Genomic DNA, 24564 nt, shown 5'->3' on the forward strand with positions numbered 1-24564 from the left:
ACCGACCTGTCCATCCGGCTGCACCGCCGACCGCTCCCGGAGTACCCTTCCTTGATCGTTGGGACGGGGAATGACCGGGGACGGAAGGCGGTGCGCGGGTGGGGTCGGGAGGGCTGGAGCTGCCCCCTGGTGACGAGGGTCACGAGGGGAACTCCACGGACGTCCCGCCCGGCGCGGTGTCCCTCGCCCGTCCGATGGACGCGGGCTCCATCGGACCGGAACTGGACTGGGGCGCCGACGCCTGGCGCGAGGTACGCACCCGCGCCCAGCGGGCCGGCCGGGCCTACATCTGGCTGAACCTTGTCGAACAGCGGCTGCGCGCGGTCGTGGCCGCCGTCCTGCGGCCCATCTACGAACCCGTCCACGGCGACGAATGGGTGGTGGCCGCGGCCGGCCCGGCCGGACAGGAGTGGGTGCAGCGGGCCGTCGCCGTCCGTGAAGTCAGCCGCCGCAAGGGCTACCTGCTCGACCCGGCCGACGACAACGTGCTCAGCTTCCTCACGCTGCCCCAGCTGCGCGAGCTGATGGTGCAGCACTGGCCGTGCTTCGAGCCGTACTTCGACGAGCGCCGGGACCTCGAACTCGCCCTGGACGAGCTGGAGGTGACCCGCAACGTCGTCTCCCGCAACCGTGCCCTGTCCGAGGCCGTGCTGGGGCAGGCCGAGCGGGCCGCGGCCCGGCTCCTGCAGCTGCTCGGCGCGGGCGGCGACGTGCCCTCCGCGCGCCGGCTGCCCGTGGACGCGGTCGAGGACCTGGTCGGCGACCGGTACGCGGACGTCGTGGCGGTCCATCCGGACCGGGTGCGGCTCATGCGGCAGTTCCCGGCCGAGGACCTCTTCGGCGGGGCCCGCCGCCTCGACGCCATCGGCATCGGTCTCAACCTGCTGGTGCAGAACTTCTCCGGCCGCCGTCTGGTCCGGCTCGCCGAGACCGGCTGCCGGGTGCGGCTGCTCTTCCTCAACCCGGCCTCCAGCGCGGTGAAGCGCCGCGAGCGCGAGCTGGGCATGAAGAAGGGCGAACTGAGCCGCTCGGTCGAGATGAACATCCTGCACATGCGCCGGGTGAGGTCCCGGCTGCGCGACCCGGACGCCTTCCAGATCCAGGTGTACGACGAGACGCCCCGGTTCACCGCCTATCTGGTGGACGGCGACGGCGCCGACGGCATCGGCGTCGTGCAGTCCTATCTGCGCGGGGCGCGCGGGATGGAGTCGCCGGTGCTGGTGCTGCGGGGCGGCAGCCGGGTGGTGAAGTCCGACGACGCGGGCGAATCAGGGCTCTTCCCCATATATCGCGAGGAATTCGAGCTGGCCTGGGTGGATTCGCGCCCCGTGTCCTGAACTGTCCGTCGGGTAAGCGGAACACGGCCCTCGGTTTGTCAGTGCCGCGTGCGATGGTGGAGATCACTGGGGGAAAGCACCATCGAGAAGGGGGGCCGCCCATGGGCTGGCACCAGGAGCTGCTGATCGGCTTCGACCTGGAGACGACCGGGACCGATCCGCACGAGGCGCGCATCGTCACCGGCTCGGTGATCGAGGTCAAGGCCGGTGAACCCGTCGGGCGCCGGGAATGGCTGGCGGATCCGGGCGTGGAGATCCCGGCCGACGCGGTGGCGGTGCACGGCATCAGCAACGAACGCGCGGCGGCCGAGGGCCGCCCGGCCGACGAGGTGGCCGACGCCATCGCGGACGTGCTGGTCTCCTACTGGAAGACGGGCGTGCCGGTCGTCGCCTACAACGCGGCCTTCGACCTCACCCTGCTCTCCGCCGAACTGCGCCGCCACGGACTGCCGTCCCTCTCGGACCGACTGGGCGGCGCACAGCCCGCACCGGTCGTCGACCCCTACACCATCGACCGTCGCGTCGACCGCTACCGCCGCGGCAAGCGCAACCTGGAAGCGGTCTGCGCCGAGTACGGCATAGTCCTCGACGCCGCGCACAACGCCTCGGCCGACGCCCTCGCCGCGGCGCGCCTCGCCTCGGCGATAGCGTCCCGGCACCCCAAGATCGCCGGCATGGGAACAGCTGAACTGCACCGCCGCCAGATCGAGTGGTATGCGCAGTGGGCGGCGGACTTCCAGACGTTCCTGCGCCGCAAGGGGGAAGCCGGTGCGGTGATCGACGGGACGTGGCCGTTGCGAGAGCTCTCCGAGGGGCAGCCGGCGTAGTACTTCGTCCGCGGGCTCGTCGAGGCCGGTCGCGCCCACGCGGCGGAGCCGCACATCGACACAGCCCCGCGCCCCTGGGGAGCTGCGGTGCCGCCCGCCGTCACGGCGCAGCCGGCGCCCCGTAGCGCCGGGTCGCACGGCGCCCAGGCCCGAGCGCCCTCAGAACGGATACCACCGCACCGTCTCGTCCCCGTCCCGCAGGGAAGCCACCCGGCGCTCGAACTCCGCGCGTGCCTTCGGGTTGGTCGGCGCGTGCTGGGCGACCCACGCGCAGCTGGCCGTCTCGCGGGCCCCGCGGAGCACGCCGCAGCCCTCCCACTCGCGTACGTCCCAGCCGTAGGCCCCGGTGAAGGAGTCGTACGCGTCGGCGGGCAGGCCGTAGCGGTCGCGGGACAGGGCCATGACCACCAGGTCGTGCTCGCGCAGGTCGGCGGAGAAGGTCTCCAGGTCGACCAGGACCGGACCCTCGGGGCCGACGTGCACGTTGCGGGGCAGGGCGTCGCCGTGGATGGGGCCCGGCGCCAGACGGGGCGTCAGTGCGGCCGCGGCGGACGCGAAGCCGTCCCGGCGCTCCCGCAGATACGCCGCGTCCTCGGGGTCGATCGCGTCGCCCGCGAGCCGCAGCCAGCGTTCCACACCGCCCAGCAGGTCGCGGGGCAGCAGTGCGAAGGGGGGAGCGGGAAGTGCGTGCACGATCCGGAGCAGTCGGGCGAGGTCCCCGGGCTCGGCCGGCCGTACCGGCTCGGGCAGTCGGTGCCACACGGTCACCGGGTGTCCGTCGACCAGCAGCGGCTTCGGCTCGGCGGACCGCACCGCCGGTACGTCCGCCTGCTCCAGCCAGCCGGCGATCTCCAGCTCCCGGCGGGCCCGGTCCAGCAGCTCGGCGTCGCGGCCCACCTTGACGACGAGGTCGCCCGAGGCGAACACCGCGTTCTCGCCGAGGGCGAGGAGCCGCGCGTCCCGTGCCGTGCCCGGCAGCACCCGCGCCGCGGCCAGTACGTCCCGCGCCCGTGCCTCGTCCATCGTCCGCCTCCGTGCCGTTCGTCCCGTGCCGTGCGTGCCCGGTCCCCGGCCAGTCTCGCATTCGCACAGGTCGGGCCGTGTGCGCGGGCCCTTGACGAGGCCCGGCCGCTTTACGACCATGAGCATGCCAATCGGATCTGGCAAAGGGGCTGATTCCATGACATCAGTGGCCGAAGCGAGAGGGCCGACCCGGCGCGCCGGTCCCGGCGCCTGGTTCCTGGTCCTGCCCGCTCTCATCCCGATCCTCGTCCTCAGCGTGGGCCCGCTGCTGTACGGCATCCTGCTGGCGTTCACCGACTCCCAGTCCGGCCGGACGGCGCCCACCCGGTGGATCGGCGGCCTCAACTTCCAGGACCTGCTGCACGACACGCTGTTCTGGGAGTCGTTCCGGATCGGCCTGCTGTGGGCGATCGGCGTGACGGTGCCCCAGTTCCTGCTGGCCCTCGGCCTCGCCCTCCTGCTCAACCAGGACTTACGGATGCGCTGGGCGGCCCGCGCCCTCGCCATCGTGCCGTGGGCCATGCCCGAGGTCGTCGTCGGCATCATGTGGCGCCTCGTCTACAACCCGGACGCGGGCGTCCTCAACGAGACCCTGCACGACCTCGGCCTCGGCGACGGCCGGGACTGGCTGAGCGGAATCGGCACCGCGCTCCCCGCCGTCATCGTCGTCGGCGTCTGGGCGGGCATGCCGCAGACCACGGTCGCCCTGCTCGCCGGACTGCAGAACACCCCGCGCGAACTGCACGAGGCGGCGGCCGTGGACGGCGCCGGAGCCTGGCGCCGCTTCCACACGGTCACCTGGCCCGCCCTCAGACCGGTGGCCCTCGCGATCACCGCGCTCAACCTCATCTGGAACTTCAACTCCTTCGCCCTGGTGTACGTGCTCACGAACGGCGGGCCCGGCGGCAAGACCCGCCTGCCCATGCTGTTCGCCTACGAAGAGGCCTTCCGCTACGGCCAGTTCGGCTACGCGGCGGCGATGGGATGCGTGATGGTCGCGGTGATCTCGATCCTGCTCGCGGTGTTCCTCGCCGGCCGGCTGCGGGGAGGCGAGGACGCATGAGGACCCGCCCCGCCGCCCGGGCCGGCCAGTACGCGGCCCTGCTCGCCTACCTCCTCTTCCTGGCCTTCCCGCTCCTGTGGCTGCTGTCCGTCGCGTTCAAGTCGCCGCGCGAGCTGGGCAGCCTCCACCCCACCTGGATCCCGCGCCACCCCACCCTGGCCAACTTCCGCCAGGCCTTCGACGAACAGCCGCTGCTGCACGCCGCGCTCAACTCCCTGCTCGCGGCGCTCGGCGCCGCCGTCGTCGCCGTGCTCGTCGCGACCCCGATGGCGTACGTCATGGCACGGCGCCGCACCCTGCTCTCGCGGGCGGCGAGCGGATGGGTGGTGGTCAGCCAGGCCTTCCCGTTCGTGCTGTTGATCATCCCGTTGTTCCTGGTGCTGAAGAACCTGCGGCTGATCGACTCGCTGCCCGGACTGGTGCTGGTCTACGTGGTGTGGGCGCTGCCGTTCGCGCTGTGGATGCTGGTCGGCCATGTGCGGGCCGTGCCGGCCGAGCTGGAGGAGGCGGCCGCCGTCGACGGCGCCGGGCGGCTGCGGACCCTGGTGTCGGTGACCGCGCCGCTGCTCGCACCGGGCATCGCGGCGACGGCGCTGTTCGCGTTCGTCACGGCGTGGAACGAGTTCTTCTTCGCGCTCGTGCTGCTGAAGAGCCCGGGAAAGCAGACGCTCCCGGTCGTCCTCACCCACTTCATCGGCGCGGAGGGCGCCGCGGACCTCGGTCCGCTGGCCGCCGCCGCGTTCCTCGCCACCCTGCCCTCCCTGCTCGTGTTCGCCCTCATCCAGCGGCGGATCACGGGCGGCCTGATCGCCGGGGCGGTGAAGAGCTGATGCGGACCAGGATCACGACCGCCGTTCTCGTCCTCCTGCTGCTCCTCGCCGGCTGCTCCTCGGGCGGGCACGGCAAGGGCGGCCCCGTCACCCTGCGCTTCCAGTCCCTGGCCTGGCAGCAGGAGTCCGTCGCCGCCAACAAGGAACTCGTGCGGGAGTGGAACGCGAGCCATCCGGACGTCAAGGTCGAGTACGTCCAGGGAAGCTGGGACAGCGTGCACGACCAGCTGCTCACCTCCTTCGAGGGCGGCGAGGCCCCGGACGTCATCCACGACGCCTCCGACGACCTCGCCGACTTCGCGTACGGCGGCTACCTCGCCGACCTGACCCAGCTGCTGCCCGCAACGCTCAGGTCCGACATCCCGCGGAGCGGCTGGGACACCGCGACCTTCGGGGACGGCGTCTACGGCGTGCCCTTCCTCCAGGAACCCCGGGTGCTGATCGCCAACACCCGGTGGCTGCGCACGGCGGGGGTGCGCATACCGACCCCGGAACACCCGTGGAGCTGGGCCGAGTTCCGGCAGGTCACCAAGAAGCTCAGCGGTGCGGGGAAGTACGGCGTGGCCTGGCCGCTGAAGGAGCCCGTCTCCGCCACCCTCAACCTGTCCCTCTCGGCGGGCGGCGGCCTCTTCCACCGGGGCGCCGACGGCAAGGTGACCGTGCGCTTCGGGGACGGCGACGCCGTCGTGCCGCGCACCGTCCACGACCAGGTCGCCGTCGATCACAGCGCCCCCGCCTCGACGCTCGGCAGCGGCGGCTCGGACACGCTGCCCGGTTTCTTCGGCGGCCGGTACGCGATGGTCCCGCTGGGCTTCTCCTACCGCCAGCAGATTGTTCAGCAGGCCCCCAAGGGCTTCGCGTGGGAGGTGCTGCCCGCCCCCGCGGGCGCGGACGGGCTCACCCAGGGCGTCAGTCCGCAGACCCTGTCCATCGCCGCGGACTGCCCGCACAAGAAGGAGGCCGCAGCGTTCATCGACTTCCTGCTGCGGCCGCGGAACATGGTCCGTCTCGCCCTCGGCGACTGGATGCTGCCCACCGGCACCCGGGCCCTGAAGGACCCTGACCTGCACACCGCGAAGAACGGCTGGGCCACCGGCACCGCCCTCGCGGCGCACCTGCGCCCCGCGCCCGCCCAGTCCGTGCGCGGCTATCCCGAGTGGAAGGACAAGGTGGCCACCCCCGCCTTCCAGGAGTACTACAGCGGCTCGATCGGCCTCGACGACCTGCGCGGTCGCCTGGAGAAGGACGGCAACCTGGTCCTGGCCCGGTACCAGCGCTGAGCGTTCGCGGTCGCGGCGACCGCCGCTCGAGCTAATTGAATTGAACGAGACGTATCGTCTCGCCTAGCCTCGGCGTCATGAACGCCACGACCACCCCCGCCCATATCGCCATGTTCTCCATCGCCGCCCACGGCCATGTGAACCCCAGCCTGGAGGTGATCCGCGAACTCGTCGCCCGGGGCCACCGGGTCACGTACGGCATCCCGCCGGCCTTCGCCGACAAGGTCGCCGCGACCGGCGCCCGCCCCGTGCCGTACACGTCCGTCCTGCCCGGCCCCGACGCCGACCCCGAGGCGTGGGGGAGCACCCTGCTCGACAACGTGGAGCCCTTCCTGAACGACGCGATCCAGGCGCTGCCGCAGCTGATCGAGGCGTACGACGGCGACGAACCCGACCTCGTCCTGCACGACATCGCCTCCTATCCCGCACGCGTCCTCGCCCACCGCTGGGGCGTGCCCGCGATCTCCCTCTCGCCGAACCTCGTCGCCTGGGACGGGTACGAGAAGGAGGTCGCCGAGCCGATGTGGGCCGAGCCGAAGAAGACCGAGCGCGGGCAGGCGTACTACGCCCGGTTCGAGGCCTGGCTGAAGGAGAACGGCATCACCCAGGACCCCGACTCCTTCGCAGGCCGTCCCGCGCGCTCCCTCGTCCTGATCCCGAAGGCCCTGCAGCCGAACGCCGACCGGGTCGACGAGCGCGTGTACACCTTCGTCGGCGCCTGCCAGGGCGACCGCACCGAGCAGGGCGACTGGCAGCGGCCCGCCGGCGCCGAGAAGGTGGTCCTCGTCTCCCTCGGCTCCACCTTCACCAAGCAGACCGCCTTCTACCGTGAGTGCGTGCGCGCCTTCGGCGACCTGCCCGGCTGGCACCTGGTCCTCCAGATCGGCCGGCACGTGGACCCGGCCGACCTGGGCGACGTACCGGACGATGTCGAAGTGTGCAACTGGGTACCGCAGTTGGCGGTCCTGCGGCAGGCCGACCTGTTCGTCACGCACGCCGGCGCGGGCGGCAGCCAGGAGGGGCTGGCCACCGCGACGCCGATGATCGCCGTACCGCAGGCGGTCGACCAGTTCGGCAACGCGGACATGCTCCGGTCCCTCGGGGTGGCCCGGCGACTGGCCACCGAGGAGGCCACCGCGGACCGGCTGCGCGAGGCGGCCCTCGCCCTCGTCGACGACCCCGAAGTCGCCCGGCGGCTGAAGGACGTCCAGGCCGGGATGGCCGAGGAGGGCGGCACGCGGCGCGCGGCCGACCTGATCGAGGCGGAACTGCCCGGACGACGCCAGGGCTGACCGGCCCGTCGGCCCCCCTCGCCCCGGCATGGCGAAGGGATCGTCAGAGCCCCTCGGGCCGGCACGGCGAAGGGCCCGCCGGCTCCCTCCAGGAAGCCGACGGGCCCTTCCCGCGAGCGATCGGGATCAGACCCCGAGCCGCTCGCTCTCACCGTGCACCGGGGCGGCCGCAGGGACCGGCTCCGGCGACTCGTCGTGGGTGAGGTCGGGCAGGCGGTGCAGCCACTTGGGCAGGTACCAGTTGCGCTCGCCGAGCAGCGCCATCACGGCCGGCAGCAGCACACCGCGGATGACCGTCGCGTCGATGAGGACGGCCGCGGCCAGGCCGACGCCCATCTGCTTCATGGACTGCATGGACAGCGTCCCGAAGATCGCGAACACGGCGACCATGATGACGGCGGCGCTGGTGACGACGCCGGCCGTGGTGACCACGCCGTGCCGGATCGCGTCCTTCGTGCCGCGGCCGCGCATCCGCGCCTCGCGGATCCGGGAGACCACGAACACGTGGTAGTCCATCGACAGCCCGAACAGGATCACGAAGAGGAACAGCGGCAGCCAGGTGACGATCGCGCCCACGCCCTCGGCGCCCACCAGCGAGGCGCCCCAGCCGTGCTGGAAGACCGCGACGAGGACACCGTAGGCCGCGCCCACCGACAGCAGGTTGAGCACGATCGACGTGATGGCGACCGTCAGTGAGCGGAACGACAGGAGCATGAGCAGGAAGGCGAACGCGACCACGAACACGAAGACCGGGACGACCGAGCCTGCCAGCTGGTCGTTGAAGTCGTTGTTGCCCGCGACCTGCCCGGTGACCGGCGCCTGGACGCCGCCGACCTTGCCGAGGGTGGCCGGCCGGACCTCGTCGCGCAGTGTGTGCAGGCTTGCGACCGCCCGGTCCATGTCGGAGCCGCCGACCAGCGGTACCGAGATCAGGGCCACGTTCTGCGCCTCGTGCAGCCTGATGTCGACCGGGCCGCGCGAGGCGCCCGAGGAGATCGCCCGCTTCTTGAAGTCCGCCAGCGCCTTCTGTACCTCGGGCGCCTTGATGTCGTCGGCCTTGACGACCACCTGGGCCGGCTCGGAGCCGCCCGGGAACGCGTCGTTGACGCGGTTGTACGTCTGCACGATCGGCAGCGAGTCGCCGAACTCCTGGTCCAGCGTGAGCTGCTGGGTCTTCATGCCCAGCGCGGGAGCCGCCACCGCGAGCAGCGCGCCGGCCGCGACCACGACGGACACCAGGGGCCTGGCCAGCACACCGCGCAGCACGGCGGTCCAGAACCGGCTGCCCTGGTCCGGGCCCGGCCTGCGCCGCCGGCGCAGGAACGGGATCCTGCCCTTCTCCACCCGCTCGCCCAGCAGCGACAGCAGCGCGGGCAGCACGGTGACCGAGCCGACCATGGCGACGGCCACCACCATCAGGGAGGCCAGGCCCATCGCCTCGAACTCGGCGAGCCCGGTGAAGAGCATGCCCGCCATCGCCACGCACACCGTGACACCGGAGACGATGATCGCCCGGCCGCTGGTGGCGGCGGCGATCCGCAGCGCGGTGCCCGCGTCCCGCCCGGCGTCCCGCTCCTCCCGCTCGCGGCGCAGGTAGAAGAGGCAGTAGTCGACGCCGACGGCCATACCGACCAGCAGCATCACGGAGTTGGCGGTGTCGCTCATCGGCTGCAGATGGCTGACGAGGCCCATCAGACCCATCGTCGCCATGATCGCGGTGATCGCCAGACCCACCGGCAGCAGCGCCGCCACCAGCGCGCCGAACGCGATCAGCAGGATGCCGAGCGCCACCGGCACCGCCGAGTACTCCGCCTTCTGGAAGTCGTCCCCGAAGGCGTCCTGGTACTGCTTCTGCATGCTGGCGCCGCCGATCTCCTCGATCCGCAGCGCGCCGTGCTCCTTCTGGACCCCGGCCACGGCGTCCAGCACCGGCTTCACCCGGTCGGCGGCGGTGTCGGCGTCGCCGCGCATGTCGAACTGCACCAGTGCGCTGCGCCCGTCCTCGGCGATCGTCCCGGTGTTGTACGGCGACGTCACGGACGTGACCTTGCCGGTGCCGTCGACGGCCTTGACGACATCCGCGACGGCGGCCTTGAACGACGCGTCCGTGGCCTTGACGGAACCGTCCTTCGCCTGGATCAGCACCGTCTCACCGGCGGGCTGCTTGATCCCCGCGTCACTGATGATCTTCGCAGCGGTGTGCGTCTCGCCCTTGAGCTGGTCGGCCTCGTCGACGTCGACCCGGCCCGCCGCCGAGCCGAGCCCCATCGCCAGCACCACGAACAGCACCCAGATGCCGACGGCGGCCCAGCGGTGCCGCGCGCTCCAGCCGCCGGCCCGGGCGGCGAGCCCCCGCGCCCGCACCCGCGAATCTCCGTTCCCCATGACGGAATTGCCCCCTTGTGTGCGGTGGCGGCCCCCAGCCGCCACGCTGATCCGATTGGTTCGCTTCGTTCGATTCGACGGTATGGGCCGGACGAGAGCGTCTCGTCGTGCTGCCCGGTGAGGTGCGCGCGGCCCGGGTCACCGCTGGGGAGTACGTCGGCCCCTTACATCTATCGGTGATTCTCGGGGATGCCTCTCGGGGTGCTCCCGTGTCCGATCCGCCGACAGACAGGCGCTTTGTGATTGCGAAACCTTGTTGAACAAGTCACAGCCGCGTGTAGATGTTGATCCGTGCCCGCCTGATCGGACAGAGTTTCGCGCAGTCCGGGGCGCGCCCCGGGTGCGGCCGTCGTGCTCGCCCCCACGGGGCACGACGGCCGCCCTATGGTGTGGGGATGACGACCTATGCGGCGCTGCTGCGCGGAATCAACGTGGGCGGCAGCAAGAAGCTCCCCATGGCCGATCTGCGGACCCTCATGGCCGGCCTCGGGCACGACGGAGTACGGACCCATCTGCAGAGCGGCCAGGCCGTCTTCACCACCGACCACGGCGACGAGGACTCCCTGGCGGCGGAGCTGAGCCGGGCCGTCGAGGAGCGGTTCGGGTTCCCGGTCGACGTGATCGTGCGCGACCACGCCTATCTGAAGGCGGTCGCCGACGCCTGCCCCTTCCCGGCCGCCGAACTGGAACCCAGGCAGCTCCACGTCACGTACTTCTCCGCGCCGGTCGCCGCGGAGCGCTACGCGGAGATCGACCCCGCCGCCCACCTCCCTGAGGAGTTCCGCCTCGGCGACCGCTGCCTGTACCTCTACGCCCCGGACGGTCTCGGCCGTTCCAAGCTCGGCGAGGCACTGTCCCGCCCCCGGGTCGCCAAGGGGCTGATCGCCACCTCCCGGAACTGGAACACCGTGCTCAAGCTCGTCGAGATGACGGAGAACTGACGGACCGTCCGGCCTGATCCGGACGGCATCGCGGCCGGTCGTCGCGGTTGCTGACGGCACGTAAGATCGGAGGGGTCTGTCAGGTGGCGGCCGGGACACCGGCCGAGGAGCGCAGGGGGGATCCGGTGGCCGAGGTCGGACTGGCGGCGGCGATCGCCGAGCTGCGGCAGGAGCTCTACGACGCCCAGAGCGAGGGCGTGGGCGAGCAGTTCGCGTTCGAGATCGAGGAAGCCCAGCTGGAGCTCACGCTCGAGCTGCGCGAACAGGGGCAGCTCGGCGGGAAGGTGAGCTTCGGCGTGGCGACGGTCGACGCGAACGGCAGCCAGGGCTCGGCCCGCACGCACAAGCTCGTGCTCAAGCTGAAGGTCAAGGACCGTGCCGTCGGCGGGCAGTTGGCGGAGGTGAGCGACGAGGGCGAGGGCGAGCCGTGGGACGAGGATGACTGAGGACCACCCGGAACGCCTGGCGTACATCCGCTGCGGCAGCGCCGGCCGGGACGGCCGGGCCCTGCGTTCCGGGTCGGGCTATCTCGTCGCGCCGGGCCTCGTGCTGACGGCACGTCACGTCGTCGTGTCCGAGGAGACAGGGCGGCCGTACCCGAAGATCAGGGTCAGGGTCGGACACCCCCGGCTGGACACGGCGGTGCACCGGTGCGACGGCACCGTGCGCTGGATCGGTCCCGGCGGTCTGGACGTGGCCCTGCTGGAACTGGCCCAGCGGGTCGAGGCGCCGGGCACGGTCCTGTGGGGCCGCCCCGACGGCAGCGAACCCATCTCCTACACGGGCAGCGGCTTCCCCTGGCACGGCAAGGCCGCGAACGGCGAGCGGGGCGTGGAGGCGTTCAGCGGCCGGCTGCAGCCCATCACGGGCGGCTCGGGCGTCAACGACCTCTACGCACTGGACCTGGGCGCCAGCCCCGATGTGCCCGCCGACGGGTCGCAGGCCTGGCGCGGGGTCTCGGGCGCCGCGGTGTTCTGCCGCGACCGCCTGGTCGGTGTGACCATCTACAACGACGACCGCCACGGGAACCGGCGGCTGCGCGCCGTACCCGTCCACACCTTCGCCACCGACACGGCGTTCACCGACCACCTGCGCCGGCACGGCGTGGGCGCGCCGGTGCTCGTCGCGGTCGACGGCCGCCCGCCCGTGCCCGCGTCGGGATACCGGCTCGAGGTGCGCCAGCAGTTCGCCGCCGATCCCTTCGAGGGCCGGGGCGAGGAACTGGCGCGGATGACGGACTTCTGCACCGCGGACGACCCCGCGGCCCCCCGGTACTGGCGCTGGCTCGCCCCCGCCTGGTCCGGCAAGACCGCCCTGATGGCCCAGTTCGTCGTCGACCCGCCGCAGGGCGTGGACGTCCTGGCGTTCTTCGTCACCCGCCGCCAGCTCGGCCGCTCCGACCAGACCGCCTTCCTGGCGGTCATGGAGAGCCGGCTGCGCGAGTACCTCCACGACCCCGGCCTGGTGTGCACCTCCGAGGGGCAGTTCCTGCACGGACTGGAGCGGGCCGCCGAACAGGCGCGGGCGGCGGGGCGGCGGCTGGTCCTGCTGGTCGACGGTCTGGACGAGGACACCGGCGTCCCGGACGGCGGCAGCGGACACAGCATCGCCGCACTGCTGCCGCGCCGGCCGGCCGCCGGGCTGCGCGTCCTCGTCGCCGGACGGCCGGACCCGCCCGTGCCCAGCGACGTACTCGACGAACACCCGCTGCACGACCGTGCCATCGATCACCCGCTCGACGTCTCCCCGGCCGCCCGGGTCGCCCGGCAGGCGGCCGACCGCGCCATGACGGAGCTGTGGGCGGGACCGCCGCTGGGCCTCGAGGTGGCCTGCGTCACCGCGGCCGCGGGAGGCGGACTGAGCGCCGCCGACCTGGCGCACATGGCACGCGCGGCGGGCGAGGACCGGCCCCGCTGGGCGGCGTGGGAGGTCGGACAGACCCTCGCCGGTGAGGCTGGGCGCTCCTTCCGCCGCCGGCAGGCCGAGTGGACGGTCGACGGCGCGGAACCGGAGCCGCTGTTCTCCCTCGGCCACGACGAACTCGACCAGGCCGTCCTCGGCCGGATGACCGCCTCGCTGGACACCTACCGGGCCCGGGTGCACGCCTACGCCGACACCTGGCGCGCGGCGGGCTGGCCCGCGGACACGCCCGAGTACGTGCTCGTCGGCTACCCCGTGCTGCTTCGCCAACTCGGCGACGTCGCACGCCTGACCGACCTGGCCACCGATCCCGTACGGCACGAACGCCTGTGGCAGACCACGGGAGCGGACGCGCAGGCCCTGTCCGAGATCGCCGACGCCTTCCGCCTCCATGTCCGCGCCCCCGAACCCGACCTGCACGCCTGCCTGCGGCTGGCCCTGCACCGGGAGGCCCTGCGCGGGCGCGGCGGCCGGGTCACCGACGACGTGATCCTGACGTGGGCCGAACTGGGCCGCGCACGCCGGGCCATCGCCCTGGCGCGGTCCGCGAACGAACCCGCCAGGCTCGTGGACCTGCTGTCGAAGATCCTTCTCCTCGACGCCCGGCCGGACATCGTGGCCCAGGCGACCGAGGCGGCCCGCGCCGTCAGCGACCCCGTCCGGCGCACGCAGGCCCTGCTCGTCCCGGTGCGGACACTGGCCCGGACAGGCCGTGCGGAGGCCGCCGTCGACCTCGCCCGTGAGGCCGCCGCGGTGGCCCTGACGCTGACCGGACCGGGACCGGCGCCGCACCCCTTCGCGCACGTCGTGGAGGCGCTCGTCGAATCCGGTCTCGCGGACGACGCCCTCGCCCTCCTCGCCGGCCTTCCCCCGCGGGGCCTGCCGGCCCACGCCTACGAGCGCATCGCGGGCATCCTGGCCGGAGCGGGCCGGCCCGACGCCGCCGAAGCGCTCGCGCGCACCGTGGACGACCCCGCGAACCGTGCCGTCGCCCTGTTCCACGTCGTGCGGGCCCACGCCGATGCCGACGACCCGGACACCGCCGGCAAGTGCGCCCGCACCATCGACGGACCGCGCCACAGGGCCGAGGCGCAGAACTGCGTCCTTCGCAGCCTCGCCCGCGCCGGCCGCACCGCGGAAGCGCTCGCCCTGGCCCACCGGACGGTGCGCCTCGTCCGTTCCCAACTGCAGCCCGCGGCACGGACGCACGTCCTGAACGGCGTCGTGCTCGGACTGACCGAGGGCGGCCTTGTCGACGAGGCCCACGCCTGTGCGCGCACCGTCGCCCCGGCTCGGCGGGCCCCCGCGCTGAAGGCCGTCGCGCAGGCGCTGATCGGTGCCGGCCGCATCGACGAGGCCGTCGGCGTCGCCGGGGAGCTGGCCGAACTCGCCGACGAGAGCATCGACTTCGCCCGCCGCACGCGCCGCCCGCACCGGGCGGCCGGCACTCTGGTGGACGTCGTCCGGCTGCTCGCCGACGCGGGCCGCCCGGACGACGCCCTCGCCCGTGCGTACACGATCGACGACCCGGAGACCCGGCTCCAGGCACTGGTGGTCGTCGCCCAGGCACTCGCCGGAGCCGGCCGTACCGCGCAGGCCGTCGCGCTCGCCGTTGACATCGTGCGCGACGCGTGCGCGCTGGGCGAGGGCGGCGGCCGGGCCGGGGCGCTGGTGACCGTCCTGCACATTCTGGTCGACGCCGGCCATCTGGACGAGGCCCTCGCGCTCGCCCGCGGTATCACCCAGGCCGGCCTGCGGGCACAGGTTCTGGAAGGCGTGGCCCGCACGACGGCCAAGGACCCCGGCCGGGCGGACGACGTGGCGGCCCTGGCCCGCGCGGCAGGCACCCCCGACCGGCAGGCCGAGGTGCTGGCGTCCGCCGCTCGCGCCCTCGCCCGGTCCGGGGCGCTGGACGCCGCCGCCGGCCTGGCCGGGGAAGCCGTCGACCTGATCCCGGCCCTGAGCAATCCGGACCGGCGGGCCGCCGCGCTGTCCGCCGCCGCGTGGGCGCTCGCCCGCGCCGAACGCACGCGGGCGGCCACCGAGCGGGCCCGCGAGGCCATGGCCGTGGCCCGAGCCGCCGGCAACCACGACCAGAGCTCCGAGACCCAGGCGGCCGTCGTCCACTCCCTCGCCGAGGCCGGCCGCACCGGCATCGCCGCGGACGCGGCCCGGCTGATCGACGATCCCGGCCGGTCCGCCGCCCAGTTGGTGGTCGTCGTCGGTGCCATGGCACGCGAGGGGAGGGTGAGGGAGGCCGAGGAGCTGGCGCGGACGATCGCCCGGTCCGACCGGCGGGCCGACGCGCTGACGGTCCTCGCCCGGACCCTGCTCGAGGCCGACCGGCCCGACGACGCCCACGCGGTGGCCCGCACCGTCGACGACCCCGAGAAGGGTGCCTCCGCCCTGGTGGTCGCCGCCCGCGCACTGGCCCGCGCCGGCCGGGTGACGCAGGCCCGTGAACTGGCGCGGGCCATCGTCCAGCCCGACCGGCGGGCCGAGGCCATGGTCGCCCTCGCCCAGGCACTCGCCGAGGCCGACCGCATCGACGAGGCGTGCGCCCTCGCCGACGGCATCACCGAAGCCGAGCCGCGCGCCCGGGTGCTGTCCGCCGTGGTCCGGGCGCTGGCCCTGACCGGCCGGCCCGACCGGGCGGGCCGCCTCGCCCGGACCATCGAGCACCCGGAGCACCGGGCCCAGGCGACGCAGACCGTCGTCCGGGCCCTGGTCGCGGACGAGCGGTTCGACCGCGCCCTCGGCGTCGCCCGGAGCATCCCCGGGGCCCGGGCCCGCTCCGCCGCCCACGCCGTCGTCGTACGGGCGCTGGCCCGCAGCCGTGGCGCGGACGAGGCCATGGCACGCGTCGCGAGCGTCACCGACAACAAGGTGCGGGCCCAGGCCATGTCCGACGTGGTCCGCGCCCTGGCGGAGGAGGGCCGCACGGACGAGGCCGTGGAACTGGCCCGCGGCATCACCTACACCGACCGGCAGGCGCAGGCGTTCGTGTCCGTGGTGGCCGCCCTGACCGACCAGGGGCGCCTCACTGAGGCGCTGGAACTGATCGGGACGATGACCCACACGGACCGCCAGGAGTACGAACTCGTCAATCTGGTCCGCTTCTCGGCCGCCGAGGGCCGTACCGGCGAGGCGCTGGAAGTGGCCCGCACGCTCACCCACGCCGACCACCGGGTGCGGGCTCTCCTGTGCGTCGCCCGCGTCCTGGCCGAGGAGAGTGACACCGACGACGCCGTCGCCCTCACCCGGGAGGCCGTCGACCTCGGCCGCGCCGCCCCCGATTCCGAGGTCACCGCGCGCGCCCTCGTCGGGGCGGCGCTCGCCCTCGCCGGGGCGGACCGCGCCGACGCGGACGAGGGGCCCGCGTCGAAGATCGGTGCCGAGGCCCGTGCCCTGGTGGCCGAGGCCCTCGCCGCCGGGAACTGGGTGCCGACCGTCGAGGCGCTCGCGCTCCTCGCCCCGGAGGTCCTGGCGGACCTGGTCGCCCTCGTCATGGAGTCGGCCGGGGCGGCGTGACCTTCCGCAGCCCGTGGAACCGCGTCGGTGACAGGACCTCCGCAGGCACGGCGAGCCGCGGGTCCGTGTGCGGGCGACCCGGCCCGCGAGGTGCTGCTGGCCGACGAGGTCGGTGTCGCCGATCGAGATCGACGTCGCGGCCCGGGACGAGGAACCGTCCGCCGGGGCCCCGGAGGCCGAAGTGGACCAGTGACAGCGAGGGCAATTGGACCGGGAGTCTGTGCCACTCGGGCACTAGCGTCGTCGCCATGACGCACTCCGAGCACGGCCGTACGACCACCCCGACCCGGGTCGACTTCTACTTCGACCCCGCCTGCCCGTTCGCCTGGATCACCTCCCGCTGGATGCTGGAGGTCGAGCGCGCCCGTCCGCTCGACCTCCGCTTCCACGTCATGAGCCTGTACCTGCACAACACCGGCAACGAACTCCCCGACTGGTACCGGGACCTGGTCGACCGGTCGATCGGCCCCGTGCGGGTCGCCGTGGCCGCCGCCGAGCGGCACGGCGACAAGGTGCTGCGCGACCTGTACACCGCGTTCGGCACCCGCATCCACGAACAGGGCGTCGAGGACTTCGACGTGGTGGTCGCCGATTCCCTGGCCGAACTCGGGCTGCCGGCCGAACTGGCGGACGCGGCGCACGACCCGTCGTACGACGACGCGGTGCGCCGCGGTCACGAGGCGGGTGTCGAGCTGGAGTCGGGCGGCTACGTCGGCACGCCCACCATCCACGTCGACGGCACCGTGTGGTTCGGCCCCGTCCTGAGGGCCGTTCCGCGCGGCACCGACGCGGCGGAACTCTTCGACAGTTTCCGGGTGCTGGCCCGCCACCCCGACCTCTTCGAGCTGAAGCGCACCCGTACGGGAGCGCTCCGGTTCGACTGATGCGCCGGCACAACGGCGGCCCAGGTGTCAACACCGGGGCCCTGTCGCGAGCTTGGCCGATATCCGTCCATCGGCGGCGACGACGGGCCGTTCCCTGTGACACGCAGGCCCGATGTGACGCAGAAGGTAGAGCCGATCGCGGTCCGACGCCACAGGGGAGCGCCGGACCGCGACCGGTCCCCGATTCCGGCCGCCCGCGGCGGACCCGACCCGCACGAACCCCGTGACCCACCCGCCGCGCCGTCCCGGGCGCGTCACGCGCCCACGGAGGCGCGAGGGCAGCGCGAAAGCAGGAGGCACGGCCGGGCCAACGGGTGTTGTTCACCCGTATGAGTGGCGATTTTCGGCCCTCTGCCCACGCACCCGGCACACAGGTCCACGGTAAGGAGTCGGTAGGGCGACCCGCGTCCTCGGTGACGTCTGCGGCACCAGGGAGTCAGGCGGTGCGCCCCTCACCGTGGCCCGCGCCGGCACCGGCAGCCTCGGCATCTGCCGGCAGCCCCTGCACGAGCTGGACCTGTGAGCGTCGGACGGCCCCACCGCCGCGGGGCCGTCCGCCCGGCGCCGCCAGGAAAGCTCCGGGCGCCCACGGAATCGGGTCAGGGGCCGCCGACTCGGATCAGGGGCACACGGAACCGGGTCAGGCGCCCAGCGCCAACGGGACCGACCGAGCGGTCTCGTCGTAGCGCTCCAGCAGCAGCCGCGCCACCTCCGGCGCCGGGCCCAGCACGTCCGCCAGCACATCCGCGCCGGCCGCTCCCCGCACGATGCGGTCGGGGAGGAAACCGGGGGCCAGTACGTACGGGGCGACGGCCACCCGCTCGCAGCCGGCGGCGCGCAACTCCCGTACGGCGTCCTCGGTGCGCGGGAGAGATGCGGAGGCGAACGCGGGTCGCACGGCGCACCAACCGGTGTGCCACCACTCCCGCGCGATATCGGCGATCACCGCGATCGCCTCCGGGTCGGAGGACCCCGCCGAGGCCAGCACGACCCCGGTCGAGGACTTGTCGGCGGGCGTCAGCCCCGCCTCGTACAGCCGCCGTTCCAGCGCGGACAGCAGCAGCGGGGACGGGCCGAGCACGTCCGCCTGCCGGATCCGCAGCCGCGGCGGCGCCTGGCGCAGCACGGCGGGGATGTCGGCCTTCGCGTGGAAGGCGCGGGTCAGCAGCAGCGGCAGCGCCACCACGTCCCGCACCTCCTCCTCGGCCAGTGACTCCAGTACGCCCTGCACGGAGGGGACGTTGAAGTCCAGGAAGCCGGTCTCCACCCGCAGCCCCGGCCGCAGCGACCGCACCCGCTGCACGAGGGCGTGCACGGTCGCGGCGTGCCGCGGATCGCGGCTGCCGTGGGCGATCACCACGAGGACGGGGCGGACCGGCGTGCGCATGGTGTGCCTCAGCCCTTCACCAGCAGGCCGCGGCTGCGCAGCACCCACCGCTCCAGCGGGCTGAAGATCAGCAGGTCGATCGCGATGCCGACGAACAGGATCAGGAAGATCGCCTCGAACACCATCGCCATGGAGCTGGCGTTGCGGCCGTTCTCCAGCAGCGCGCCCAGGCCGATGCCCAGGTCCGGCGAGGAGGCGATGATCTCCGCGGCCATCAGGGAGCGCCAGGAGAAGGCCCAGCCCTGCTTCAGACCGGCCAGATAGCCCGGCAGCGCCGCCGGCAGCACGATGTGCCAGGCACCCTTCAGACCGGTCGCACCCATCGTGCGGCCCGCCCGCAGGAACAGCGGCGGCACCTGGTCGATGCCGGAGACCAGACCGTTCGCGATGGACGGGACCGCGCCGAGCAGGATCACCGCGTACATCATCTTGTTGTCCAGGCCCAGCCAGATCACCGCCGGCGGCACCCACGCGACCGAGGGCAGCGACTGGAGGCCGGACAGCACCGGGCCGATCGCGGCACGCAGGAACTTCACCCGGGCCACCAGCAGGCCCAGCGGGGTCCCGATGGCCAGCGCGAACAGGAAGCCCAGCAGACCGCGCGAGACGCTGGTCCAGATGTAGCCGAGCAGCGTGCCCTCGAGCCAGGCCTTCTTGAACTCGGCGCCCACATCGGCGGGGGAGGGCAGCTTCGTCGGATCGTCGACGACCTTGAACGAGATCAGCGCCTGCCACACGAGCAGGACCAGCACGGTCGCGACGAGCGGCGGCAGGATCTTGTCGACGAACGTCTTCCGCAGCGGAGTACGTCCGGTGACGGTCGTCGCCAGGGCGTCCAGGCCCGCCTCGACGCTGCCCGCGTCGGGGCTCCCCGCGTCGGCGTTCTTCGCGTCCGCGGGGGTCTTCGTCTCAGTGCTGGCCATGTCGGCGGATCTCCCCACGCAGTACTTCGGTGATCTCGAGGGACAGTTCGGCCACCGGCGCGTCCTCGATGCGCCGGGGCTGCGGGAGGTCCACCCGCCATTCGCGGGCCACCCGGCCCGGCCGGGACGACAGCAGCACGACCCGCTGGGCGAGCCGCACCGCCTCACGCACGTTGTGCGTGACGAACAGGACGGACAGTCCCGTCTCCGTCCAGATCCGGGTCAGTTCGTCGTGCAGCAGGTCGCGGGTGATCGCGTCCAGCGCCGCGAACGGCTCGTCCATCAGCAGCAGCTGGCTGTCCTGCGCGAGCGCACGGGCCATGGCCACGCGCTGGCGCATACCGCCGGACAGCTCGTGCACCCGCTTGTCGTACGAGCCGCCCAGCCGGACGAGCTCGAGCAGCTCCTCGGCCCGGCCGCGCCGCAGGTTCTTCGGAACTCCCCGCAGTTTCAGGGCGAGTTCGATGTTCTTGCCCGCGGTCAGCCACGGGAACAGGGCATGCTCCTGGAACATCAGGGCGGGCCGCCCATGGGTCGCGATGCCGCCGGCCGAGGGCCTGTCGAGGCCCGCCACCAGGTTCAGCAGCGTCGACTTGCCACAGCCCGAGGCCCCCAGCAGGGTGACGAACTCGCCCGGCGCGACGTCCAGGCTGATGTCGTCGAGCACGAGCTGCTGCCCGGCAGGCCCGGGGAAGGACTTCGAGACGTGCTCGATGCGGGCCGCGTACTCGACTGCCTCTGCTTCGGCGGCCTTGGCGAGGGCGGTTGCCATGGTCGTCACCTCCTGGGAACTCGGATCCGGACTTACTTCGCGCCGAGACCGGCGTCGCTGACGGAGCGCTCACCCGCGGCCACGAGGACCTTGTTCAGGAGAGTGAGGTCGTAGATGCCATCCAGCTTCGGGTCTTCCAGCAGACCCGCGTCGACCGCGTGCCGCGCCTCGGTGCCGAGGGTCGCGGCCAGCGGGTCGTCGGTGATCCGGATGGACTTCCAGGCCGGGTCCAGGACGTCGGCCGGCAGCTCCTTGCCGGAGTCGACGCCCAGCTGCTTGTTCGCCGCGGCCTTCGCCTGGTCCGGGTTGGCGTTGATCCACTTGTTGGTGTCGACGGATGCCCTCAGCACCGCCTCGACGGCCCTCGGGTGTTCCTTGAGGAAGCTCTGCGACACGATGATGTTCGTGATGACGAACTTCTTGTCCGGCCACAGCGAGGACTCGTCCAGCAGCACCTCGCCGCCCTCGGCGACCAGCTTGGACGCGGTCGGCTCCGGCACCCAGGCGCCGTCGACGGAGCCGGACTTGAAGGCGTCCGGGGTCACCTTGTTGTCGGTGCGGACGACCGAGACGTCGCCCTGGCCGCTCTGCGCGTCGACCTTCCAGCCCTGCTGGGCCGCCCAGTTGAGGAACGCCACGTCCTGCGTGTTGCCCAGCTGAGGCGTCGCGATCCTCTTGCCCCTGACGTCCTTCAGGGACGCGATCTTCTCCGGGTTCACGACCAGCTTCACGCCGCCGGACGCCGAACCGCCGATGATCTTCAGGCTCTTGCCCTGGGACGCGGTGTAACCGTTGACCGCAGGGGACGGGCCGATCCAGCCGATGTCGATGGAACCCGAGTTCAGCGCCTCGATCTCGGACGGACCGGCGTTGAAGACCTGGTACTCGGCCTTGGTGGCACCCAGCTCCTTCTGGAAGAAGCCCTTCTGCTTGCCGACCAGAGCGGTGGCGTGCGTGAGGTTGCCGAAGTAGCCGATCCGCACGGAGTCGAGGCCGTCGGTCTTCCTCGCCCCGGCGGCGATCTGCGCGCCGGAGGTGTCGCCCTTGGCCTGGGACCCGTAGCCGCAGGCGGCCAGGGCGAGCAGGGGGAGCGCGGCTGCCACCGCGAGGGTGCGACGGAGGGCTGAATTGGCAGGCACGGGAGGTGTTCCTCTCGTCGGCCCGGCGGTCACGGTCTCTCAGGTCGTGGCCGGGAGGTCGGCAGGTCTGCGTCTACGGCGGTGGGGACTGAGGGCGCGCATGCGGTGCGCGTACGTCAGCACGCACATCGCGCCACTCCGCCCTGCCCACTGCCGACGGCACCGCTGCCGACGCGGCCGCCCTCCTTCGCGAACGTGGAGTAGACGTCGTTCGGGCTCATGTCAGAAGTCCCATCCGTCGTCCTCGGCCTCGTCCTTGACGGGCTCCGGGGACGCGAACGACTCGCCGACCATGCCCGCGGTGAGCGTGGTGCCGTCGTTCGGGTCGATCAGGATGAAGGAGCCCGTGCGCCGGGAGTCGGCGTACGAGTCGACCGGCAGCGGCTCCGCAGTGCGGATCTTCACCCGGCCGATGTCGTTGGCGACGAGCAGCCCCGGATGCGGGTGCAGGGACAGGTCGTCGAGCGTGAGCCGGGACGGGATGTCCTTCACGATCGCCTTCACCGTGCGGGTGCCGTGCTTGAGCAGCACCCGGTGCCCGACCGTCAGCGGCTGGTCGGCGACGTGGCAGACGGTCGCCTCCACGTCCTGCGTGGTGGCCGGCGCGTCCTTCGTCGGCACGATCAGGTCGCCGCGCGAGATGTCGATGTCGTCAGCGAGCAGCACGGTCACCGACTGCGTCGTCCAGGCCACGTCGACCGGCTTGCCCAGCAGGTCGATGCCGGAGATCGTCGTCGTACGGCCGGACGGCAGGATCGTGACCGGGTCGCCGACCCGGAAGCTGCCGGCCGCGATCTGGCCCGCGTAGCCCCGGTAGTCGGGGTGCTCCGCGGTCTGCGGCCGGATCACGTACTGCACGGGCAGCCGGGCGTGGCAGTGCGCCAGGTCGTGGCTGACCGGGACGGTCTCCAGGTGCTCCAGGACGGTCGGGCCGCCGTACCAGTCCATGGTCGCGGACGGCTCCACCACGTTGTCACCGACGAGCGCCGAGATCGGGATCGCGGTGACCTCGGGGACGCCCAGCTCGGTCGCGTACGCCGTGAACTCCTCGGCGATCGCGGCGAACACGGACTCCTGGTAGTCGACCAGGTCCATCTTGTTCACGGCCAGCACCACGTGCGGGACACGCAGCAGCGCGGCGATCGCCGCGTGCCGGCGGGTCTGCTCGACCACGCCGTTGCGGGCGTCGACCAGGACCACCGTCAGCTCGGCGGTGGAGGCTCCGGTGACCATGTTGCGGGTGTACTGCACATGGCCCGGGGTGTCGGCGAGGATGAACCGGCGGCGGGGCGTGGCGAAGTAGCGGTAGGCCACGTCGATCGTGATGCCCTGCTCCCGCTCGGCGCGCAGGCCGTCGGTGAGCAGCGCGAGGTCGGGCGCGTCCTGGCCGCGGCTCGCGGACGCCCGCTCCACGGCCTCCAGCTGGTCGACGAGGACCGACTTGGAGTCGTGCAGCAGCCGGCCCACCAGCGTGGACTTGCCGTCGTCGACGGAGCCCGCGGTGGCGAACCGCAGCAGCGTGGTGGCCGAGAGCGCCTCGGTCGTGGTCGTGCTCATGCTTAGAAGTACCCCTCGCGCTTGCGGTCTTCCATCGCGGCCTCGGAGAGCTTGTCGTCGGCGCGGGTCGCACCGCGCTCGGTGAGCCGGGAGGCGGCGATCTCGGCGATGACGGCGTCCAGCGTGGTCGCGTCGGACTCGACGGCGCCCGTGCAGGACATGTCACCGACGGTCCGGTAGCGCACCAGGCGCTTCTCGACGGTCTCGGTCTCCTTCGGGCCGCCCCACTCGCCGGCCGTCAGCCACATCCCGGACCGCTGGAACACCTCGCGCTCGTGCGCGAAGTAGATCTCCGGCAGCTCGATGCCCTCGCGGTCGATGTACTGCCAGACGTCCAGCTCGGTCCAGTTGCTGAGCGGGAACACGCGCACGTGCTCGCCCGCGGCGTGCCGGCCGTTGTACAGGTTCCACAGCTCGGGGCGCTGCCGGCGCGGGTCCCACTGGGAGAACTCGTCGCGCAGCGAGAACACCCGCTCCTTGGCGCGGGCCTTCTCCTCGTCACGGCGGCCGCCGCCGAAGACCGCGTCGAACCTCTCGCTCTGGATCTTCTCCGTCAGCGGGAGGGTCTGCAGCGGGTTCCGGGTGCCGTCGGGACGCTCCTTGAGCACACCGCGGTCGATGTAGTCCTGCACGGACGCCACATGGAGGCGCAGTCCGTGCCGGGCGACCGCGCGGTCCCGGTACTTCAGCACCTCGGGGAAGTTGTGCCCGGTGTCCACGTGCAGCAGCGAGAACGGGATCGCGGCCGGCGCGAACGCCTTCAGCGCGAGATGCAGCATGACGATGGAGTCCTTGCCCCCGGAGAACAGGATCACCGGGTTCTCGAACTCGCCCGCCACCTCGCGGAAGATGTGCACCGCCTCGGACTCCAGCGCGTCCAGGTGCGAGACGGCGTACGGGGTGTCCGTACCGCCCTCGGTCTTCGCCACGGTCGTCATGCCAGTCCCTTCTCATTGAGCAGGGCGTACACCGACGCCGCGGACTCCTGCACGCTCTGGTGCTGCGATTCGATCCGCAGGTCGGGCTTCTCGGGCTCCTCGTAGGGGTCGTCGACCCCCGTGAGCCCGCTCAGCTCGCCCGCGGCCTGCTTGGCGTACAGCCCCTTCACGTCCCGCACCGAGCACACGTCGACCGGGGTCGCCACGTGGATCTCCAGGTACGGCGTCGCGTTCTCGTCGTGCCGCCCCCGCACCGCGTCGCGGCTGTCCGCGTACGGCGCGATCACCGGGACGAGCGCCTTGACGCCGTTGCGGGCCAGCAGTTCGGCGACGAAGCCGATGCGCTGCACGTTGGTGTGCCGGTCCTCGCGGGAGAAGCCGAGGCCCGCCGAGATGAACTCGCGGATCTCGTCGCCGTCGAGCACCTCGACGCGGTGGCCCTCCCCGCGCAGCCGGCCGGCCAGCTCGTGGGCGATGGTGGTCTTGCCGGCGCTCGGCAGACCCGTGAGCCAGACGGTGGCTCCGGTGGTCACGT

The 24564-nt window shown here is 72.7% G+C and carries 19 protein-coding genes; 10 read left to right on the top strand and 9 right to left on the bottom strand.

Annotated features, from left to right (window positions below; genetic code table 11):
- The first annotated feature begins 98 nt into the window (after positions 1 to 98).
- Both ACWD5D_RS01375 and ACWD5D_RS01380 read left to right on the top strand, forming a co-directional pair.
- Complete coding sequence (locus tag ACWD5D_RS01375; RefSeq protein WP_451370722.1) at positions 99 to 1337, top strand: SAV2148 family HEPN domain-containing protein; 1239 nt, start codon at positions 99 to 101, stop codon at positions 1335 to 1337.
- A gap of 101 nt (positions 1338 to 1438) precedes the next feature.
- Positions 1439 to 2164, top strand: coding sequence for an exonuclease domain-containing protein (locus ACWD5D_RS01380; RefSeq protein ID WP_451370723.1), 726 nt, complete (start codon positions 1439 to 1441; stop codon positions 2162 to 2164).
- A 159-nt stretch (positions 2165 to 2323) separates the two neighbouring features.
- Here the strand turns inward: ACWD5D_RS01380 and ACWD5D_RS01385 are convergent, their stop codons facing one another.
- On the bottom strand, positions 2324 to 3187 hold the full coding sequence (locus ACWD5D_RS01385) for a phosphotransferase enzyme family protein (RefSeq protein WP_451370724.1): 864 nt from the start codon (positions 3185 to 3187) through the stop codon (positions 2324 to 2326).
- 157 nt (positions 3188 to 3344) lie between these two features.
- On the opposite strand from ACWD5D_RS01385, the gene ACWD5D_RS01390 reads away from it, so the two are divergent.
- The 4 genes from ACWD5D_RS01390 (at position 3345) to mgt (ending at position 7652) form a co-directional block, all read left to right on the top strand.
- Complete coding sequence (locus ACWD5D_RS01390; RefSeq protein ID WP_451370725.1) at positions 3345 to 4250, top strand: carbohydrate ABC transporter permease; 906 nt, start codon at positions 3345 to 3347, stop codon at positions 4248 to 4250.
- Entirely contained in the window at positions 4247 to 5080 is an 834-nt protein-coding gene (locus tag ACWD5D_RS01395) for a carbohydrate ABC transporter permease (RefSeq protein ID WP_451370726.1), read from the top strand. The genes ACWD5D_RS01390 and ACWD5D_RS01395 overlap by 4 nt, the downstream gene beginning before the upstream one ends.
- On the top strand, positions 5080 to 6360 hold the full coding sequence (locus ACWD5D_RS01400) for an ABC transporter substrate-binding protein (RefSeq protein ID WP_451370727.1): 1281 nt from the start codon (positions 5080 to 5082) through the stop codon (positions 6358 to 6360). Before ACWD5D_RS01395 ends, ACWD5D_RS01400 begins: the two co-directional genes overlap by 1 nt.
- A 77-nt stretch (positions 6361 to 6437) precedes the next feature.
- Positions 6438 to 7652, top strand: a complete 1215-nt coding sequence (mgt, locus tag ACWD5D_RS01405) for a macrolide-inactivating glycosyltransferase (protein WP_451370728.1) — start codon at positions 6438 to 6440, stop codon at positions 7650 to 7652.
- A 126-nt stretch (positions 7653 to 7778) separates the two neighbouring features.
- On the opposite strand, the gene ACWD5D_RS01410 is transcribed toward mgt, so the two are convergent.
- Positions 7779 to 10037 (bottom strand): MMPL family transporter, encoded by a 2259-nt coding sequence (locus ACWD5D_RS01410; protein ID WP_451370729.1) that lies wholly within the window; start codon positions 10035 to 10037, stop codon positions 7779 to 7781.
- 395 nt (positions 10038 to 10432) lie between these two features.
- Here ACWD5D_RS01410 and ACWD5D_RS01415 point away from each other — a divergent pair, with 395 nt between their 5' ends.
- The 4 genes from ACWD5D_RS01415 (at position 10433) to ACWD5D_RS01430 (ending at position 17313) form a co-directional block, all read left to right on the top strand.
- The gene (locus ACWD5D_RS01415; RefSeq protein ID WP_451370730.1) at positions 10433 to 10978 is read left to right on the top strand and encodes a DUF1697 domain-containing protein; all 546 of its coding nucleotides are present in this window, start codon (positions 10433 to 10435) and stop codon (positions 10976 to 10978) included.
- An 83-nt stretch (positions 10979 to 11061) separates the two neighbouring features.
- The gene (locus tag ACWD5D_RS01420; protein ID WP_451370731.1) at positions 11062 to 11424 is read left to right on the top strand and encodes a trypco2 family protein; all 363 of its coding nucleotides are present in this window, start codon (positions 11062 to 11064) and stop codon (positions 11422 to 11424) included.
- On the top strand, positions 11417 to 16429 hold the full coding sequence (locus ACWD5D_RS01425; RefSeq protein WP_451370732.1) for a trypsin-like serine protease: 5013 nt from the start codon (positions 11417 to 11419) through the stop codon (positions 16427 to 16429). Before ACWD5D_RS01420 ends, ACWD5D_RS01425 begins: the two co-directional genes overlap by 8 nt.
- Before the next feature lie 248 nt (positions 16430 to 16677).
- Positions 16678 to 17313, top strand: a complete 636-nt coding sequence (locus ACWD5D_RS01430; protein ID WP_451370733.1) for a mycothiol-dependent nitroreductase Rv2466c family protein — start codon at positions 16678 to 16680, stop codon at positions 17311 to 17313.
- A 640-nt stretch (positions 17314 to 17953) separates the two neighbouring features.
- Here ACWD5D_RS01430 and ACWD5D_RS01435 read toward each other — a convergent pair.
- The 7 genes from ACWD5D_RS01435 to cysC form a co-directional block, all read right to left on the bottom strand.
- Complete coding sequence (locus ACWD5D_RS01435) at positions 17954 to 18700, bottom strand: sirohydrochlorin chelatase (RefSeq protein WP_451370734.1); 747 nt, start codon at positions 18698 to 18700, stop codon at positions 17954 to 17956.
- Between the two features lie 8 nt (positions 18701 to 18708).
- A complete protein-coding gene (locus tag ACWD5D_RS01440; protein ID WP_451370735.1) occupies positions 18709 to 19623 on the bottom strand; it encodes an ABC transporter permease in 915 nt (304 codons plus the stop codon).
- Positions 19610 to 20395 carry an ABC transporter ATP-binding protein gene (locus ACWD5D_RS01445; RefSeq protein WP_451370736.1) on the bottom strand — a complete coding sequence of 262 codons (786 nt, stop codon included), beginning with the start codon at positions 20393 to 20395 and terminating at the stop codon, positions 19610 to 19612. The genes ACWD5D_RS01440 and ACWD5D_RS01445 overlap by 14 nt, the downstream gene beginning before the upstream one ends.
- Before the next feature lie 32 nt (positions 20396 to 20427).
- Positions 20428 to 21534, bottom strand: a complete 1107-nt coding sequence (locus ACWD5D_RS01450; protein ID WP_451370737.1) for an aliphatic sulfonate ABC transporter substrate-binding protein — start codon at positions 21532 to 21534, stop codon at positions 20428 to 20430.
- 222 nt (positions 21535 to 21756) lie between these two features.
- The gene (locus ACWD5D_RS01455) at positions 21757 to 23091 is read right to left on the bottom strand and encodes a sulfate adenylyltransferase subunit 1 (protein WP_451370738.1); all 1335 of its coding nucleotides are present in this window, start codon (positions 23089 to 23091) and stop codon (positions 21757 to 21759) included.
- 2 nt (positions 23092 to 23093) lie between these two features.
- Positions 23094 to 24029, bottom strand: coding sequence for a sulfate adenylyltransferase subunit CysD (cysD, locus tag ACWD5D_RS01460; RefSeq protein ID WP_451370739.1), 936 nt, complete (start codon positions 24027 to 24029; stop codon positions 23094 to 23096).
- Complete coding sequence (gene cysC, locus ACWD5D_RS01465; protein WP_451371014.1) at positions 24026 to 24562, bottom strand: adenylyl-sulfate kinase; 537 nt, start codon at positions 24560 to 24562, stop codon at positions 24026 to 24028. The genes cysD and cysC overlap by 4 nt, the downstream gene beginning before the upstream one ends.
- Positions 24563 to 24564: the final 2 nt, after the last annotated feature.

The organism is Streptomyces sp. NPDC002520, from assembly GCF_053595235.1.